Source organism: Corynebacterium ulcerans (assembly GCF_900187135.1).
Classification (GTDB): domain Bacteria; phylum Actinomycetota; class Actinomycetes; order Mycobacteriales; family Mycobacteriaceae; genus Corynebacterium; species Corynebacterium ulcerans.
On the sequence record NZ_LT906443.1, the window covers coordinates 81,926 to 98,681 of the forward strand.

The window sequence follows — 16,756 nt, forward strand, 5'->3', positions numbered from 1 at the left end:
TTGGTGCCGACCTCTTTTACTTTGGGACTGCCTAGCGCTTAACAGATGACTCCGCCGTGTGTTTTTCTATGGCTTTGGTCAACTCCACGAGCGCTGCATTGCCAGAGTTCTGCGGCACGCTAACTGCCACAATCACGTCACGGCCGAGTGCATACCAGGTTGACGCCGTGGTCCCATTACCTAAGGTCGTATCCTCAAACCACGCAACGGAATCTATCTGTTGGATACGTGCCCCAGCCTCATAAGCCGATGGGAAGGCAACGCCGCAACGCACCATAACAGGCTCGTAGCCTGGTGCGCTCCACGCTGTGGAGCCAGCTGGAAGTCCTGGCACATCACGACGAGAATACTGCGGAGAGTCTCCAAAATGTTCCGGGAGATCTGACATCAACTCGGTACAACGATCCGAATGAGCGTTTGTGCGAGGATCCGCATCTTGCTGCAACGACTGAAGAGGCAGCGGGTTGGGCTGTGCCGTTTCCTTGCGTAAAGAAGCAACTGCCGTGGACAGCTCTGGGATAGGTGATGTCGCTTTTCCAAGCCCCGCATCATCAGCCGTCAGGGCTACTACCGGAAAACGGTCTACCGCGTACCACGTGCGAAACGTCGATCCCGGCGTGGTATCCCTGACTTCTAGCCACGATGTTTCGTCGATAAGCGAAAGCTCCGAAAGCTGCGTGTACTGCAACGGAAGGTTGACTCCGCACCGCAAAGTTACTCGGTGAGTGGAATCTGACTGCCATGCCGCCGCACCAGCAGGCGCGGGATCGGCAAGCTCAGCACGCTTGTGCCCGAGAACCTTATGCGGAAGCGCACCAATAAGAGATGCGCATTCGGAGCTTTCAGCCTCAGGGGAATTTGCAGAAGTCATTGCTACCGGACGGTGGGCTACCCGATCGTAAACCAGCTTCGCCCCTCCAAGCACCCCCACGACCAATACAATGGCTAATGCCAACGCGAGTGCGATGGGCCCTCGTTTGAAAGAAGCTTCATTCTGCATAAGGAATAATCATAGTTTCTGCGATGAACAAGATCGGGTCGCACCGCCGATTGCATCGTGTACTGCTGCACACTGTAAAAATAAGGTCATAACATACGCGACGGAGGAGAACACTAGTGAAAGAACATCTGAATCCGACGCTTGCCGAGGTAGGAGAGCGCGCCGCAATCAACGTGATCATCGCTCATGCGCCCAGCTCCCGAAACGGCGACGATGCCGCAGTACTTGGGCATGCTTCCGCGAATTCCCGGGCAGTAGTGACCACAGACATGTTGGTCCAAGACCGACACTTCCGCCTCGATTGGTCTACGCCCGCAGAGATAGGCCGCAAAGCAATCACCCAAAACTTTGCCGATATCGAGGCAATGGGAGCGCGCCCCGTGGCAGCCCTCCTAGCGATCTCGGCGCCGGCCTACACCCGACTTAACTTTGTTTCTGAACTCGCCAGGGGCATTTCCTCCCGAGTAAAAGACTATTCCGCAGAACTCGTCGGCGGAGACATCACAGACGGCGAAGCTATCGTGATTGCAGTAACTGCCGTGGGACAACTAGGTGGTTCACTTCCAGAGCTTTCCCTCGACCGCGCGCGACCAGGACACACAATCATCGCCTCGGGAGGAATCGGCGAATCCGCCGCAGGGTATGCGCTCCTTCAGCGTTTTGGACGCACGGACATCCCGGAAAAATTCCTACCACTGGTAACCGCACACTGCGCGACCATCGTTCCAGAAGGCCGCGGCTTTGTCGCACGCTCAGCAGGCGTAAGCTCCCTGACCGATAACTCGGATGGGCTCATCGTGGACTTAAGAACCATGGCCAAAAAATCCGGCGTATCCATGGACCTAGACCCAGAAGCCATCGCCCCAACACCATTGATGCTGGAAGCCGCAGAGCTTCTCGACGCCGACCCCTGGCACTGGGTCCTCGGAGGCGGCGAAGACCACACACTCATGGGAACCACTGCCGGCGCACCTCCCACAGGATTCCGAGCCATCGGAACCGTAGGAAAACGACTCTTTCACGTAGGCCACGACCATGGACAAGTACTCGTCGGCGGAAAATCACCCGCTTATGACGACGGCTGGGTCAGCTTTTAACCATCACTGAACAACCGCAGTAGAGCACAGCACATACATACGAGGAACACGAATGACCGACACTGCATCGAACAACGGTGCCCCACACACTTCTGCACCCCAACGACAGCACCAACCCCTACCAGTCCACCCCTCGTGGCTAGAGCCGTTGGCCCCTGTAGAAGAGCAGATCCACGCGATGGGAGACTTTCTCCGAGAAGAAATAAAAGCAGGTAGGGGATACTTACCCGCAGGCGCAGACGTACTGCGCGCGTTTAGCTACCCCTTTGATGAGATCAAAGTCCTCATCGTCGGACAAGACCCCTATCCCACCCCAGGTCACGCGATGGGATTGTCCTTTTCCACCCAACCAGGCGTGCGCCCACTACCTAGGAGTCTTAGCAATATCTTCAAAGAACTATCGCAAGACCTAGGCATCCCGGCACCCCACGACGGCGATCTGACCCCTTGGTCGAGCCAAGGAGTTGCACTCTTTAACCGGGTACTTAGCGTCCAACCAGGTAAAGCCGGATCCCACCGCGGACGCGGCTGGGAAGAAGTCACCGAGGTAGCCATCAGAGCCCTCGCCGCACGCAACACCCCCTTAGTCGCTATCCTATGGGGACGAGACGCACAAGCAACCAAAGCATTTCTGGGGAATACCCCCTGCATTATGTCCCCGCACCCATCACCGCTATCTGCATCGAGAGGATTCTTTGGTTCTCGCCCCTTTAGCAGGACAAACAGCTTGCTTCAAGACCTCGGAGTCTCCGGCATCGATTGGCGATTGTAAACTTTTCTACCATGCCCGACATCACGTTTCTTAGCGGACGCAGCCTCCTACGCTGGGCGGAATGCGCAACAGATGAGCTCGTCGCGCGCCGGGCGGAGATCAACAGCCTGAATGTGTTCCCGGTACCAGACGCAGATACTGGCTCAAATATGGCGCATACCATGCATGCTGCAGTAGAAGCCGTCCACCAGCTGATCGCCAGTGCCGGGGGAGAAACCTCACACGATGAGCCTCAAGAACTGAGCGCTTCCGACGTTGCCACAGCGTTGGCCTCCGGTGCTGTACGTGGGGCACGCGGAAACTCGGGTGTCGTTTTAAGCCAAGTACTACGCGGCATCGCGCAGGCAGCAAACTCGGGTGTCATTGACGCCTCCTGCATCCAAAAATCACTTCTCAATGCACTCGATTTTGTGGCTGCAGCGATTACCGACCCCATTGAAGGCACTGTGATCACTGTGCTGCGCGCTGCCGCATTTTCTGCTCGAACCTGCGACACCGACAATCTCTATGAGGTTGTCACAGTGGCTGCGGAGGCAGCACGAGTAGCCCTGCACAACACTCCCTCACAGCTTGCCGTGCTAAGAGAAGCAGGTGTTGTCGACGCCGGAGGCCAAGGACTCGTAATCCTCCTGGATGCTCTTGTGGATGCCGTGCTCGCAGACCCCATGAATGCGGCTCACTGCGGTCAAGACTTTCAAGGAGAGGCCGCGGGCGATTCTCATCACTCGGCAGAACTTTCGCACAGAGCACACTCCCATAGCTTTTCCCAGCACGGGCATGAGGCCTTCCTGGAGGTAATGTTCTACATCGAGGACGTTGACCTAGACGCACTACGAGGCGAACTCCTCGCATTAGGAGACAGCCTTGTGATCGCGGGCATTGGCGAAAAAGCTGGAACAATTCATATCCACACCTTTGACGTCGGACGAGTCATTGAACAGGCATACGCCATGGGAAAGGTCAGTGACCTTCGGATTGAGGTACTACCGTCCCTCGGCGAAACCGACCACCCAACCCGAATCGTGCTAGCACTTGCCCCGGAAGGAACACTGGCCCAGCTCTACAACGCAGCTGGTGCACTTGTGGTAGTCCGAAAAGGCAAACAGTTTGCCATCGTCGGTTCAGCGGACCTTGGCCAGGAACCCACCCCGTTGACAGACGGCGTGGCAATAGTCAACGAGCTCATTTCTCGTTCGCATGAAAGCGGAGCGACCGAAGTGATTTTGCTTCCCAACGGCATGCTCACCAGGGGAGAGATGGCGTCGGTGGAGCGCTCGGCGCGGTCGTTTAAACAATCAATCACCATCTTGCCCACAGGTAGCCTCGTCCGTGGGCTAGCAGCACTATCAATGCACGATTCCAGCCAAGCACTCGCCGTCGATACCTATGCCATGACTGAAGCCATCACTGGTATGCGTACGGCCAAGATCCGCCCCACCTCAAAAGCCGCCCTCACCGCTGCTGGTGCCTGCGCCAAAGGCGACTACGCAGCCACACTGGGTTCTGAGACGATTGCAGTAGATGAAGACATTTACACGTGTACCCAACAAGCCGTGCGCAGAATGTTGGATGGCGGCGGAGAACGCGTCACGATCATAGCGTTAGAATCACTTGGGCTTAACGAGTCCGAGATAGCCGCAATGCTGCCTCCCAACTCGGAACTTGACCTCACCATCTACCTAGCTGACCACGTGGACAGCCTCGTGGAAATCGGAGTGGAGTAACCCATGCTGGGCTGGCACGACACGCGACCACTCACACAACTCTTGCCTGAAAAAGAAGCCAAGGCCTTTGCCAAGCACTTTGGATATCGCTGCGCCGAAGACCTCCTCATGCACCTACCCAGAGCCTATGCCGCCCACGGGTCAGGGCTGAGCGCAGGCCATGCACAAGAAGGCGACATCATCACATGCATAGGGGAGATTGTCTCCGCCACCGAGCGAAGAGACCGCAACGGAAACCTCATCTACACCATCGCAATCTCCGACGGTACAGCCACCACCAGCGCAACGTTTTTCCGCGCTAACTGGATCTCCAAAGTCCTCACCACAGGCGCACGCGGCATGTTCACCGGAAAACTCAAATTTTTCCGAGACAAACCACAACTACAGCATCCAGACTTTTTCCTTTTCCCCGATCCCGGCGCCAAAACCCGTGGTTCGGGAGGCTTACAAGCACTATCCACTACAGGAGAGCTTGACGACGTCACCCACATCATCAACTCGCTCACATACATACCGGTATATCCAGCCAAAAAAGCAATGCCCACGTGGCGGATACTAGGAGCAATACACGAGATATTGGGTAAAACCCCTCCTATCGTGGACCCACTAGGAGACTTCGTACCCGATGACATGCCTACGCTCGACCAAGCACTACGGGGTGTCCACGAGACAGACTGCGAGAGAGCCGAACCCTACCTCAACAGACTGAAATACGACGAAGCACTCAGCATCGCTCTAGTGATGGCGCTGCGACGCGCAGACATGAAACGTCGTCAAGCCTTCCCCATGCCCACCTCCCACACCGGACTCCGCGCCACGCTACTCAAAGCCCTGCCTTTTACACTCACAGAAGGCCAACAACAGGTAGCACAAGAAATCGCAGAAGACCTAGGGAAGAACACTCCCATGTCGCGCCTGCTACAAGGAGAAGTCGGATCCGGAAAAACCATCGTCTCGCTCATCGCGATGCTCCAGGTCATCGATGCCCACAAACAATGCGCCCTTCTCGCCCCAACCGAAGTCCTTGCAACCCAACACGCACACAGCATCCGAGCCACGCTGGCCGCCGCAGACATACAGCTCACCGTCGTACTACTTACCGGGTCACTACCCACAGCTGAACGCAAAAAAGCACTCCTAGACATCATGTCCGGCGATGCCGACATCATCATCGGAACCCACGCCCTTATCCAAGACACCGTCAACTTCTACGACCTCGGTCTCTGCGTCGTCGACGAACAACACAGATTCGGAGTGGAACAGCGCGACTACTTAAGAGCCAAAGGAAATACAGAACTCACACCACACCTCCTCGTCATGACGGCCACGCCCATCCCAAGAACAATCGCCATGACCGCATTTGGTGATCTCAGCGTCTCCACACTCCGACAACTCCCCGGTGGACGCCGGCCAATCAAGACCTTTGTAGTCAGCTCCGACAACCCCACATGGGGCGAACGCATGTGGAAACGCATCAGAGAAGAAGTAGAACGAGGCCAACAAATCTACGTGGTATGCCCTCGGGTGAAAAACCACGGCGGGGTAGAAGAAACCACCACAGCCCTACAACACGGAATCTTCAACGATCTACGAGTAGAAATGCTCCACGGAAGCATGCACCCCGAAGACAAAGAAACCATAATGGCAGCCTTCGCCGCAGGAACGATTGACATCCTCGTAGCCACGACCGTCATAGAAGTCGGCATAGACGTACCCAACGCCACCGTCATGCTTATCCGAGAAGCCGAAAACTTCGGAGTCTCCCAACTCCACCAATTACGCGGACGCGTAGGACGAGGTGGCAAAGAATCAATCTGCTTCCTCCACACCACCGCAGAACCCGATACCCCTGCACGCGAACGTATCCACAAAGTCGCCGCCACCACAGACGGCTTTGCCCTCGCAGAAATAGACCTCGAATACCGACAAGAAGGAGACATCCTAGGCGCCCAACAATCAGGAGCCTCCCACAAACGCATCAGCTTTATCAAAGACAAAGAACTGATCCAACGCGCCAACCACGACGCCGCCACCATAGTCCAACACAACCCAGAAGCAGCCCGATCCATGGTGAGCGACATCGACGACCGCTCGCAAGACTATCTGGATAAAACATAAACAGATCACCGCACTACCGGAGCAATCCCACCCACCTAAGCTCAAAAGGCTCACAAACCGTACGCTATGGTTAAAAGCATGAAAATCTGTGCCCCATTCGCCGGAATAGTCCACTACAAAGTAGGACTTGGCGATACCGTTGATACCGGTCAAGAGCTCGCATCAGTCGAAGCTATCAAGCTTGAGGCCCCCATCATCGCGCCGGGGCCAGGGATCGTAGCAACTTTGGCCAAAGACAACTTTGACGACGTCATGGGCGGGGACGTGCTACTTATCGTGGAGGAAGCATAGATGACTCGAATTATTTCTGGTGAAGCCCGAGGTCGCACAATTAAGGTGCCTGAGCAAGGAACACGGCCTACGTCGGATCGTGCTCGCGAAGGACTTTTTTCTTCTCTTCAGGTGCGCTTTGGCTTTGTTGGTGCGAAGGTTCTGGATCTTTTTGCGGGATCTGGGGCGCTCGGTCTTGAGGCCGCGAGCCGGGGCGCGGATGAAGTAGTACTGGTAGAAAACAACCCCAAGGCCGTGCAGATTATTCGCCACAATATGCAGGTTGTTGGGCATCCTAACGTCACGGTTGCGGAAATGAAGGCCTCCACCTACGTGGCGAGTGCTCCCAAAGAATACTTTGACATGGTGCTCGCAGACCCTCCTTATGACCTACCAGATTCAGACATAGCGGAGATGCTCGTGGCACTGATCCCTACGCTTGTCGACGGAGCAGCGGTCGTCGTAGAGCGCCATCGCGAGTCCCCGGAGACCGCATGGCCTGCATGCTTTGTTCCCACCACACAGAAGCTGAAAAAGCGGACTTTTGGAATCGCGCGCATGGACATGGCCGTATTTCATCAAGACCTTGTCTCACAATGATGCTTGCTGAATGACCGCTACTGTGCACGCTACTTTTTTAACTAATAAGGATGCTTGATGGCCATACACGCTGTTTGCCCTGGTTCTTTTGATCCCGTAACAAAAGGCCATATTGACATTATCGGCCGTGCCTCCGAAATGTATGGCCACGTGACCGTACTGGTTACGGCAAATCCGAATAAACCCTCCGGAATGTTCAACGTTGAAGAGCGCAAAGATCTTATTCGGGCTGCAGTACGAGAGGTCGGGGGGCTGGACAACGTCTCTGTGGACCATTGGGGCGGGCTTTTAGTCGATTACACAAACGCTCATGACGTGAGTGTTCTGGTGAAAGGACTGCGCACAGCCCTTGACTATGAGTACGAGCTTCCGATGGCACAGATGAACAGGAAGCTATCTGGGATTGACACGGCATTCCTGATGACTGATCCGGCTTATGGTTATATCTCTTCGACTTTGTGCAAAGAGGTTGTTAAATACGGCGGAAATGTTGATGACATGCTCCCGGCTGCAGTTTCTGTGGCAATGAAACAAAAACTCGGCTAGCGGTTAAACGGCCTCCCGAATATGGGGGACGCGTCAACATGTGCGTGCGATTCTGGTAATTTGAGTCACACTCAAATTTTTTAGATGCTAGGAGCAATATGGGTCTCGCGCTGTTGGTTTTTGCGATCGTGGCTGTCGGGTCGTTACTACAGCGAGTATCCGGCATGGGGCTTGGGCTAGTTGCTGGTTCGATTCTGAGCATCGTCATGGGCCCGATAGAGGGAATATTGGTGGTCAACCTCCTAGCCGCTATCAACGCAACTATGACCACTGTGATCGTGCGCAAGAGCGTCGATTGGAAAAAGTTTTGGCTCATTGCTCCGGTACTCGTGCTTGGTGCGATTCCTGGCGCATGGCTCATTAGAGTTGTGTCGGGGCCAACGCTGCAGGTTGTGGTGGGAACTTTGCTACTGGGCGCACTCGCCACAGTGACCTTTGGAGTTCAACGTATTCCCCACGCTCAAGGAAGAGCACCCGCTGTTATTGCAGGTATTATCGCCGGTTTTATGAATACCCTTGCAGGCATCGCAGGACCAGCTATTACCGTCTACGCGCAGGTGGCTCGGTGGCCGCAAGTACCTTTTGCGGCGACGCTGCAACCAATCTTCATAGTCTCAGGTTTGGTTTCCTTGACGGTAAAAGTAGCGTCAGGCGCGGGAACGGTGGCATCGGTGACTCCCTGGGTATGGATCTTTGGGATACTCGGCATGATCGCCGGAATTTTTATTGGTGCGAGAGCCTCCCAAAAGATTCCTCGTTCTACGGCAAGAAAGATTTCTCTGAGCGTGGCAACGCTAGGAGGCGTTATGGTTTTGCTCCGAGGCTTGGTAGGGCTCTTCTGATCTGAGCCACATATATTTGACTCATGCGTGTTTCCTACGTTGATGTTTTCTCCACCGGACCTTTAAGCGGTAACCCTGTGGCTGTAGTCCACGATGCCGACCAATTGTCGCAACGCCAGATGCAGCGCTTTGCGGCATGGACACATTTATCGGAAACTACTTTTCTCCTTGAGCCAACCACTCCCAACGCAGACTATAGAGTCAGAATTTTTAGCCCCACCAAAGAATTTCCCTTTGCCGGACACCCCACCTTGGGCTCTGCGGCCGCGTGGCTTGCTGCAGGCGGAGTGATGCAGGGAGCGCATATTGTCCAGGAATGCTCCGTGGGCTTAGTCCCGATACAGATCGATAAAGACGTGTTGTCTTTCCAGGCGCCTGCTCTGCTGGATACGTCGCCGCTTCCTCCGGAACAGATCCAACGCATTCCGCAGGCCTTGGGCATAACTTTTGATGACATCGTGAAGACTCAGCGAATTGACAACGGAACAGGATGGATCGGCGTTCTGCTTAGCCCAGGAGTCGACATACGAGGCATTAAGCCACACTATGCGCTGATGGAAGGACTCAAGCTTGGTGTGGTGAGCCTCCTAGATTCCAGCGACGGTGATGTCATGGAAGTGCGCGCCTTCAACCCAGACATAGGGGAGGACCCGGTCACGGGGAGCCTGAACGCAGGGCTAGCCCAATGGCTTATCCGCGAGGGGATGGTCCCTCCTTCCTACTCGGCGCGTCAGGGTGCCGTGCTAGGGCGGGCCGGAAAAATCTTTGTCTCGCAGCGTGCCGACGCCCTGTGGGTAGGCGGACAATGCAGGCTTACTATCAGCGGAACCGTGAACATATAGCTACAACAATGCCCGAGGCGCTGTGTTCTCAGAGCCTCGGGCATAAAAGTAAAACGTTTTTTAGAGCAAGCTGGAGAGGAACGTCTTGGTGCGTTCGTGCTGAGGGTTATCAATAACCTGACGAGCATCACCGATTTCAACAATCACACCGCCATCCATGAAGGCGACGGTATCTGCGACTTCACGGGCAAAGCCCATCTCATGCGTGACCACCAACATGGTCATGCCGCCTTCTGCAAGGTCGCGCATCACTCGCAGAACTTCTCCTACCAACTCTGGGTCGAGGGCGGAGGTGGGCTCGTCGAAAAGCATAAGTTTGGGTTCCATGGCTACTGCACGCGCGATGGCTACGCGCTGCTGCTGACCGCCAGAAAGCTGAGCCGGGTAAGCGTCTGCCTTATGCTGCAAGCCGACTTTCGCGAGTAGCTCCATGGCTTTGGCACGAGCCTCGGACTCCGGCACACCTTTGACGTGAATGGGAGCCTCTATGATGTTTTCGATTGCGGTTCTGTGTGGGAACAAGTTGAAGCCTTGGAATACCATGCCGATATCGGCACGCTGACGCGCGGCTTCTTTCTCAGAAATCTCGTAGAGGATTCCGTCGCGTTCTTTATAACCGATCAGCTCACCATCTACGTACAGGCGGCCAGCGTTGATCTTTTCCAGGTGGTTAACACACCGCAAAAGCGTGGATTTACCAGAACCCGAGGGGCCAATGAGGCAAGTCACAGATCCCTGAGGAACTTCAAGATCGATGCCCTTGAGGACCTCAATTTGGCCGAAGTTCTTGCACAACTGCTGCGCACTAATCATGAGATTCTCAGCCATTATCAAGCGCCTTTCTGCGGGTTACGTGGGTGTCGATGCTGCCGCGTAGGAGGTTCGGCGACGATATTGACGTTTTTGGGGAGGGTGCCTTCTGCGTCGGCAAGCGCTGCAAGCTGGCGAGCAGTCAGCTCACGTGTTGCGCCTCGGTCGAAATACTTTTCCAAGTAACTTTGCGCGACCATCAACAGCGAGGTAATTGCCAGGTACCAGGTTGCTGCCACAAGAAGCAGGGGTACCGGATCAAACAGTGCTGCGGCGATATCGGTGGCGCGTCCGTAAAGCTCAGCGGTGTAAGGGATTGCTACGACCAGGGACGTGGTCTTGAGCAAAGAGATAAACTCGTTGCCCGTAGGAGGGACAATAATGCGCATCGCTTGGGGGAGGACCGTACGGCGAATGGTCATCCACCAGCTCATGCCCAAGGCTTTGGAGGCTTCAGTTTGCCCCTCGGGAACCGCCTGCAAACCAGAACGGACGATTTCTGCCATATATGCGGCCTCGTTGAGACCGAGTCCCAAAACTGCGAGTAGGAACATATTGGAGAGGGCATTTTCCAAGGATATTTCTGTAAAACCAAGGTTGACTGTTTGATACAGCGAACCGAGGAGACCCCAGAAGACGAGCTGGACGTAAACCGGAGTTCCACGGAATATCCACAGATAGAACCACGAGACAGTGCGCAGGACTGGATTAGGCGACATGCGCATGACGGCCACGGCACAGCCTAAGGCAACGCCCAGGATCATGGACAAGACCGTGATGGCCAGAGTGTGGCCTGCTGCTAAGGCGATACGAGTATCAAAGAGATACTGAACATACGTGTCCCAACCATATGCTTCATTGGTGGCCGCGCTGATGATAAACCAGAGGAACACCAGAAGAATAAGGACGGCTGCAACCCAGCGGCCGGGGTGACGCAGCGGCTTCGCTTGAATGGGTTTCGGTTGTGGGGAGGTCATGTAGTTTCCTTATGTTTTTAGGGATAGCGGTTATGAGAGGGATGCTTATTGATCGATAGGTACTTCGTTGATCATCGCTGAGGAAACAAGCCCCTCATCAATTCCCCACATTTTGAGGATTCGTTGGTAATCGCCAGTGTTAATGAGGTGCTGCAGCGCAGCGGCTAGCGCCGTGCCGAGTTGAGATCCCTTAGGTACTGCAAAGCCGTAGGGGGCGGCGTCGCTGATGGATCCCACTGTTTCTAGCTTTCCTTCGGACCTAGAAATAGCCCATGCGAGTACCGGCGAATCTGCGACGAAGGCATCGGCGCGTCCTAAGACAAGCGCGGTTGCGGCCTGATCGCTGGTCTCATACGCGAGTACCTCGATAGGTTTTTTACCTTGAGCTACACACTCATCACTCATAGGACGCACAATATCTGTGTCGGCGACCGTTGTACGTTGCACTGCAATGGATAGACCGCATGCATTATTTGGGTCGATAGGTGAACCGACTTGTTGCCCCCACTGAACTCCCGCATAGAGGAAATCAACAAAGTCATAATTTTTCCGCCGCTCCTCATTGTCCGTAAAACCAGAGGCTCCCACGTCAATGGTTCCGGCGCTGAGAGAGGGGAGAATGAGGGAGAAATCCTGCTCGATTGGTTGATACTTAAGCCCCATAACTGATGAAGCTGCCCTCATAAGATCCATTTCCATCCCGATGATCTCATGACGAGAGTTCTTGAATTCAAATGGTGCGAATGGCGGGTTTGAACTTGCTACCAATGTTCCCTTTTCTGCAAGAGGTTGGGGGACAAGAGCAGCAATGTCGGGTACTGCGGGCGGCGAGACCTCTTCCCAACCGTCGGGGTGACCTTGTTCTTCATTGGTCACACACGCGCTGAGTGAGACGGCAAGTGTAATCGCAGTACACAAGGCCAAGACACGGGTGCGGGATTTCATGGAGGAAATAATACCGCTTCCTACATATTATGTTTAATTGACAGGCTAAAAGCCATGGAAAATCGATGCAACCCCGTAATATCTTGTACGGGGAGCCATCGCTTCCATGGCTTTGTTCAACCGAACGTGGTGGAGTTTAAGGGAAAACCTTAGGGTTAAGCGTTTTCTGATTCAGTGCTGGGCTTGGTGTTAAAACGACGTTCTATCAGCATGATTGCTGCTACAATTCCGCCTCCAACAAGGATCAAAAGAATAGTCATGCCGATGTTTCCGGAAGGTGCCGCAGGGGAGCCGGAAATATCCTGCCAAGGCCACAATGCACGGAGCGAACCAAGCATCAATCCCGCCATGGTAGCCAGCGTGATTGTTCGGTGAACAGTAATCAGATAATCCAGAATCTTGATAAAGCATGCAATTCCGGTCAATGCGCCGAGCGCAAACACGGTCATGACCGTGAGGTTACGGTCGCTGACCGCTCCGATGACTGGAGCGTAGAGGCCCAAAGACAAGAGGATGAAAGAGCCAGAAATACCAGGCAAAACCAGGGCGCATACGGCTATCGCAGCAGCGAAGAAGATCACGACTAACGACGGATCAGTTTTTTCCTCGGACGTAAAACCTGTGCCGATAAAAGTAAGGATCGCCGCGATGATGAAAGCTGCAATGATGGCGACGCGTTTTTGTGAATAGTCTTTTCGGGAAATCATGAGCAATGGCACTGTAATAGAAACAGCCACCATGCCCAAGAAGAGGGCGCGAGCAGATTGTCCATGATTTTCCACGAAATTATGCATCACAGAAGAAAGCAAAAGAACCGTGGCCACCATGCCAAATCCGACGCATGCGAGGAAGAGCCATTCCACGCGTCGTGCTGCTTCTTTCAACCCGGATGGGTTAGTAAACATGGTGCGAACTAAATGGAGTAGGGAATGGCCATTGTGGATAGCTCGTTCATAAATACCTACGACGAGCGCAACAGTGCCGCCGGAAACGCCGGGAACCATCTCAGCAAGACCAATAAGTCCGCCTGCGATGACGTGCACAATGGAACCGGAGAAGGATGAGGACCTGGTAGTCGCTTGGGGTGTGGCTGCCATGAACCGCTTTCTTCTAGGTGGCCGTTGCAAGAAAGCGGCCACTGTAGTTGTTAAAAATGTACAGCTTGACACCTTAGACGGTTTTTTAAAGAAAGTCCTGATGGCTCACAAACCTGCACGGCATTGTGAAGAAGAAAAGCTGTGACGGGGAGTGGAGGAGATCGGTGGGAAATCGATAGGAAATGTCGTTTTTGAGAACGCTAGCGAGTGTGCCGTTAGTAAAACCCCAGGACAAGATTTCTAGCGTTCTCAAAAACGACATTGTGGCTTCCTAGAACCAAAGCGGCAGGGCGCAACAAGTGAAAAGCAAAAGTGCGCTTGAAGGCTGTCTTGCCAACAAACGCACTTTCAGCTGCTGTATCTACCGCCTAGTGGGCTGCCACTTCCCAGTTAGGGCCACTACCTGCCGAAACCTCAAGTGGCACACGCAAAGAAATGGCCGCATCCATTTCCTTTTCCACTATCTCACGCACCTGTCCCAACTCGTTTGGTGCAATTTCCACCACGAGTTCGTCATGAACCTGCAATAGCACGCGAGAGGAAACCCCAGCCTTTTTCAGTTCATGGTCAACACGGATCATTGCGACCTTGATAATGTCTGCGGCTGTTCCCTGGATAGGGGCATTAAGCGCAGCGCGTTCTGCGTTTTCGCGGGCTACTCGGTTATCTGAACCAAGCTCAGGAAGGTACCGACGCCTACCGAATAACGTAGAGGTGAAACCATCTTTTCGAGCCTGCTCCACCACGTTATCCAGATACTGTTTTACTCCACCGAAACGCTCAAAATAGCTCGTCATAATCTGCTTGGCTTCGCCAGCAGGAATATTTAGCTGCTGTCCGAGACCAAAGGCCGATAGACCATAGACCAAGCCATAGCTCATCGCTTTTACTCGACGACGCAACTCTGGCGTTACCTGATCTACCGGGACCTCGAAAACTCGAGAGCCGACGTAATTATGGAGATCTTCGCCTTTACGATAAGCCTCAATAAGACCTGGGTCCTCTGAAAGATGGGCCATCACACGCATTTCAATCTGGGAGTAATCCGCGGTAAGGAGTGTTTCATACCCTTCGTCCACGATGAATGCTGATCGGATTTTCCTACCGTCTTGCGTACGAACCGGGATGTTTTGCAGATTGGGTTCTGTTGAGCTTAAACGCCCCGTAGAAGCCACGGTCTGATTAAAAGTGGTGTGGATACGGCCATCTGACCCGACTGCTTTAATGAGCCCTTCCAGAGTCGTTTTCAGTTTCTGATTCTCGCGGTGCGCAAGGAGATGATCAAGGAAGGGGTCTGGATGTTTAACCGCCAACGCTTCAATCTCTTTAGCAGCTGTGGAGTATCCCGTCTTTGTCTTTTTAGTTTTAGGCAGACCCAGAGTCTCAAAGAGAACAACTTGGAGCTGTTTTGGGCTCGAAAGATTTAAGGACGGATCACCCGCGATATGTCGAGCCGCCTCTTCATGTTCTTGAACTCGCTCGATAAAAACCTTGAGCTGATCTTCTAGAGTTTCCACGTCAACTGCGATGCCAACGGCTTCCATCCGTGCCAGGATCAAGGCGAGTGGTAGTTCAAGATCGCGGTATAACTCGAACGAATCAATAGCTTCTAACTGCTTAGTCAGTGCCTCGGAAAGCTCAAGAATTGCAATGGCAGAATCGATGAGTTCTTCTGAGCCGGGCGCGTCGAGAAGCGAAAGTTGCCCCTGAGATTCCTCTCCAGAGAGCTGACGCTGCAGATGGCGCTGATAGACATCTTTCAAATCATAAGTTCGTTGACCCGGCCTAAGCAGATATGCAGCGATGGCCGTATCGTGCGCAATTCCGTTGAGTTCAAACCCACGGCCGGAGAGCATATGGAAAGTCGCTTTTGCCTCGTGTAGATACTTGGGGGCTTCGCTGCTCAGCCACTGTGCCAGAGCCTTTTCATCTTTCGGGTCAATATCTGAAAGATCAATGGCGATTACGCGGCGTTGCTTATCCGCGATCGCTAAAGCTTCAGCATCTCCGGTTGCCGGAGTGCCTCGTCCACGCACATATACAGCAAGGCCTTCGCCCTCACGCTGTGCTAGCCACTCGTTAAGCGCTGTCTGCTCCACGGTGACTTCAGCGCGTTCTTCCATGATTGCCGTGGTTGCATCGGCTCCCACTGCTGCCATCACACGTTCGCGTAGGTTGGTACCAAATTCGAGCTCATCAAATTTTTCAGCCACGCCCACTACCTGCGCCGGTTTAAGGCCCAGTTCGTCGGGAGAATACGGTAGCTCAAGATCTTTCACCATCTCCGTCAGCGTCCGGTTCATCCGAACCTGCTCTAAACGCTCACGGAAGCTCGTACCAGCTTTACCTTTGATGTCATCAGCGTGTTCCAGCAGCTGATCGAGGCTGCCGTACTCGACAATCCATTTGGTGGCCGTTTTGGGCCCCACGCCGGGAATGTTGGGCAGATTATCCGAAGGGTCTCCTCGCAATGCCGCAAAGTCTGGGTATTGCGCAGGTGTGAGGCCATATTTCTCTTCCACGGCTTCAGGGGTAAAGCGATGGAGCACTGAGACCCCGCGCATCGGATAAAGAACGGTCGTGGTCTCGTTGACAAGCTGGAATGAATCACGGTCACCCGTGACAATGAGCGTCTCAAATCCCAGTGGCTGCGCGGCGGTGGCCAGCGTAGCGATGACGTCATCTGCCTCGTAGTTCTCTTTTTCCAGGGTGGTGATCCCCAAAACTTCAAGAACCTCTTTAATGAGCTCGACCTGGCCTTTAAACTCTGGCGGCGTGGCTTCACGCTGAGCCTTATACTCAGGGAACATGTCTGTGCGGAAAGTCTTCCGGCCAATATCAAAAGCCACCGCCACGTGAGACGGCTTCTCCTCATTCAAAAGAGAAGAGAGCATCGATAGGAATCCATAGACAGCGTTGGTCGCTTGTCCACCTGATGTGGAAAAGTTTTCGGCCGGCAGCGCATAAAACGCGCGGAACGCCATCGAGTGGCCGTCGATAAGCATTAAACGGTTGCTAGTTGAAGTCACGTGGTTAGTCTAGTTATTTTTTGTTTCGCTCACCTCCCCGCCATCATTGGGCCCAAGTTTTGCGAGAAAACCCGAACTTTTCCCCAT

15 protein-coding genes are annotated in these 16,756 nt (G+C 54.0%); 9 read left to right on the top strand and 6 right to left on the bottom strand.

Features of this window, described 5'->3' with window-relative positions; genetic code table 11:
* Positions 1-31: 31 nt before the first annotated feature.
* The gene (locus CKV68_RS00385; protein ID WP_095075386.1) at positions 32-1,000 is read right to left on the bottom strand and encodes a DUF3515 domain-containing protein; all 969 of its coding nucleotides are present in this window, start codon (positions 998-1,000) and stop codon (positions 32-34) included.
* A gap of 116 nt (positions 1,001-1,116) precedes the next feature.
* Here CKV68_RS00385 and CKV68_RS00390 point away from each other — a divergent pair, with 116 nt between their 5' ends.
* The 9 genes from CKV68_RS00390 to CKV68_RS00430 all read left to right on the top strand — a co-directional run bounded on the left by CKV68_RS00390 (position 1,117) and on the right by CKV68_RS00430 (position 9,811).
* On the top strand, positions 1,117-2,097 hold the full coding sequence (locus tag CKV68_RS00390; RefSeq protein ID WP_014525679.1) for a thiamine-phosphate kinase: 981 nt from the start codon (positions 1,117-1,119) through the stop codon (positions 2,095-2,097).
* A gap of 52 nt (positions 2,098-2,149) precedes the next feature.
* Positions 2,150-2,869, top strand: coding sequence for a uracil-DNA glycosylase (locus CKV68_RS00395; protein ID WP_095075387.1), 720 nt, complete (start codon positions 2,150-2,152; stop codon positions 2,867-2,869).
* A gap of 11 nt (positions 2,870-2,880) precedes the next feature.
* Positions 2,881-4,593 (top strand): DAK2 domain-containing protein, encoded by a 1,713-nt coding sequence (locus tag CKV68_RS00400; protein WP_095076204.1) that lies wholly within the window; start codon positions 2,881-2,883, stop codon positions 4,591-4,593.
* A 3-nt stretch (positions 4,594-4,596) separates the two neighbouring features.
* Positions 4,597-6,711, top strand: coding sequence for an ATP-dependent DNA helicase RecG (locus CKV68_RS00405; protein ID WP_095075388.1), 2,115 nt, complete (start codon positions 4,597-4,599; stop codon positions 6,709-6,711).
* A gap of 78 nt (positions 6,712-6,789) precedes the next feature.
* On the top strand, positions 6,790-7,002 hold the full coding sequence (locus CKV68_RS00410; RefSeq protein ID WP_029975349.1) for a biotin/lipoyl-containing protein: 213 nt from the start codon (positions 6,790-6,792) through the stop codon (positions 7,000-7,002).
* Complete coding sequence (gene rsmD, locus CKV68_RS00415; protein WP_014525684.1) at positions 7,003-7,581, top strand: 16S rRNA (guanine(966)-N(2))-methyltransferase RsmD; 579 nt, start codon at positions 7,003-7,005, stop codon at positions 7,579-7,581.
* A gap of 57 nt (positions 7,582-7,638) precedes the next feature.
* A complete protein-coding gene (gene coaD, locus CKV68_RS00420; protein ID WP_095075389.1) occupies positions 7,639-8,127 on the top strand; it encodes a pantetheine-phosphate adenylyltransferase in 489 nt (162 codons plus the stop codon).
* Positions 8,128-8,225: 98 nt separating this feature from the next.
* On the top strand, positions 8,226-8,969 hold the full coding sequence (locus CKV68_RS00425) for a sulfite exporter TauE/SafE family protein (RefSeq protein WP_013911361.1): 744 nt from the start codon (positions 8,226-8,228) through the stop codon (positions 8,967-8,969).
* A 23-nt stretch (positions 8,970-8,992) separates the two neighbouring features.
* Positions 8,993-9,811 (top strand): PhzF family phenazine biosynthesis protein, encoded by an 819-nt coding sequence (locus CKV68_RS00430; protein ID WP_014836302.1) that lies wholly within the window; start codon positions 8,993-8,995, stop codon positions 9,809-9,811.
* A 60-nt stretch (positions 9,812-9,871) separates the two neighbouring features.
* Here CKV68_RS00430 and CKV68_RS00435 read toward each other — a convergent pair whose 3' ends face one another.
* From CKV68_RS00435 to polA, 5 genes are all read right to left on the bottom strand, one after another.
* A complete protein-coding gene (locus CKV68_RS00435) occupies positions 9,872-10,639 on the bottom strand; it encodes an amino acid ABC transporter ATP-binding protein (RefSeq protein ID WP_013911363.1) in 768 nt (255 codons plus the stop codon).
* 2 nt (positions 10,640-10,641) lie between these two features.
* Positions 10,642-11,598: an ABC transporter permease subunit gene (locus CKV68_RS00440; protein WP_095075390.1), complete on the bottom strand. Its 957-nt coding sequence runs from the start codon at positions 11,596-11,598 to the stop codon at positions 10,642-10,644.
* 45 nt (positions 11,599-11,643) lie between these two features.
* On the bottom strand, positions 11,644-12,543 hold the full coding sequence (locus CKV68_RS00445; RefSeq protein ID WP_013911365.1) for an ABC transporter substrate-binding protein: 900 nt from the start codon (positions 12,541-12,543) through the stop codon (positions 11,644-11,646).
* Between the two features lie 155 nt (positions 12,544-12,698).
* The gene (locus CKV68_RS00450; protein WP_095075391.1) at positions 12,699-13,640 is read right to left on the bottom strand and encodes a DUF368 domain-containing protein; all 942 of its coding nucleotides are present in this window, start codon (positions 13,638-13,640) and stop codon (positions 12,699-12,701) included.
* A 368-nt stretch (positions 13,641-14,008) separates the two neighbouring features.
* Positions 14,009-16,669, bottom strand: coding sequence for a DNA polymerase I (gene polA / locus CKV68_RS00455; protein ID WP_414017490.1), 2,661 nt, complete (start codon positions 16,667-16,669; stop codon positions 14,009-14,011).
* Positions 16,670-16,756 lie beyond the last annotated feature (87 nt).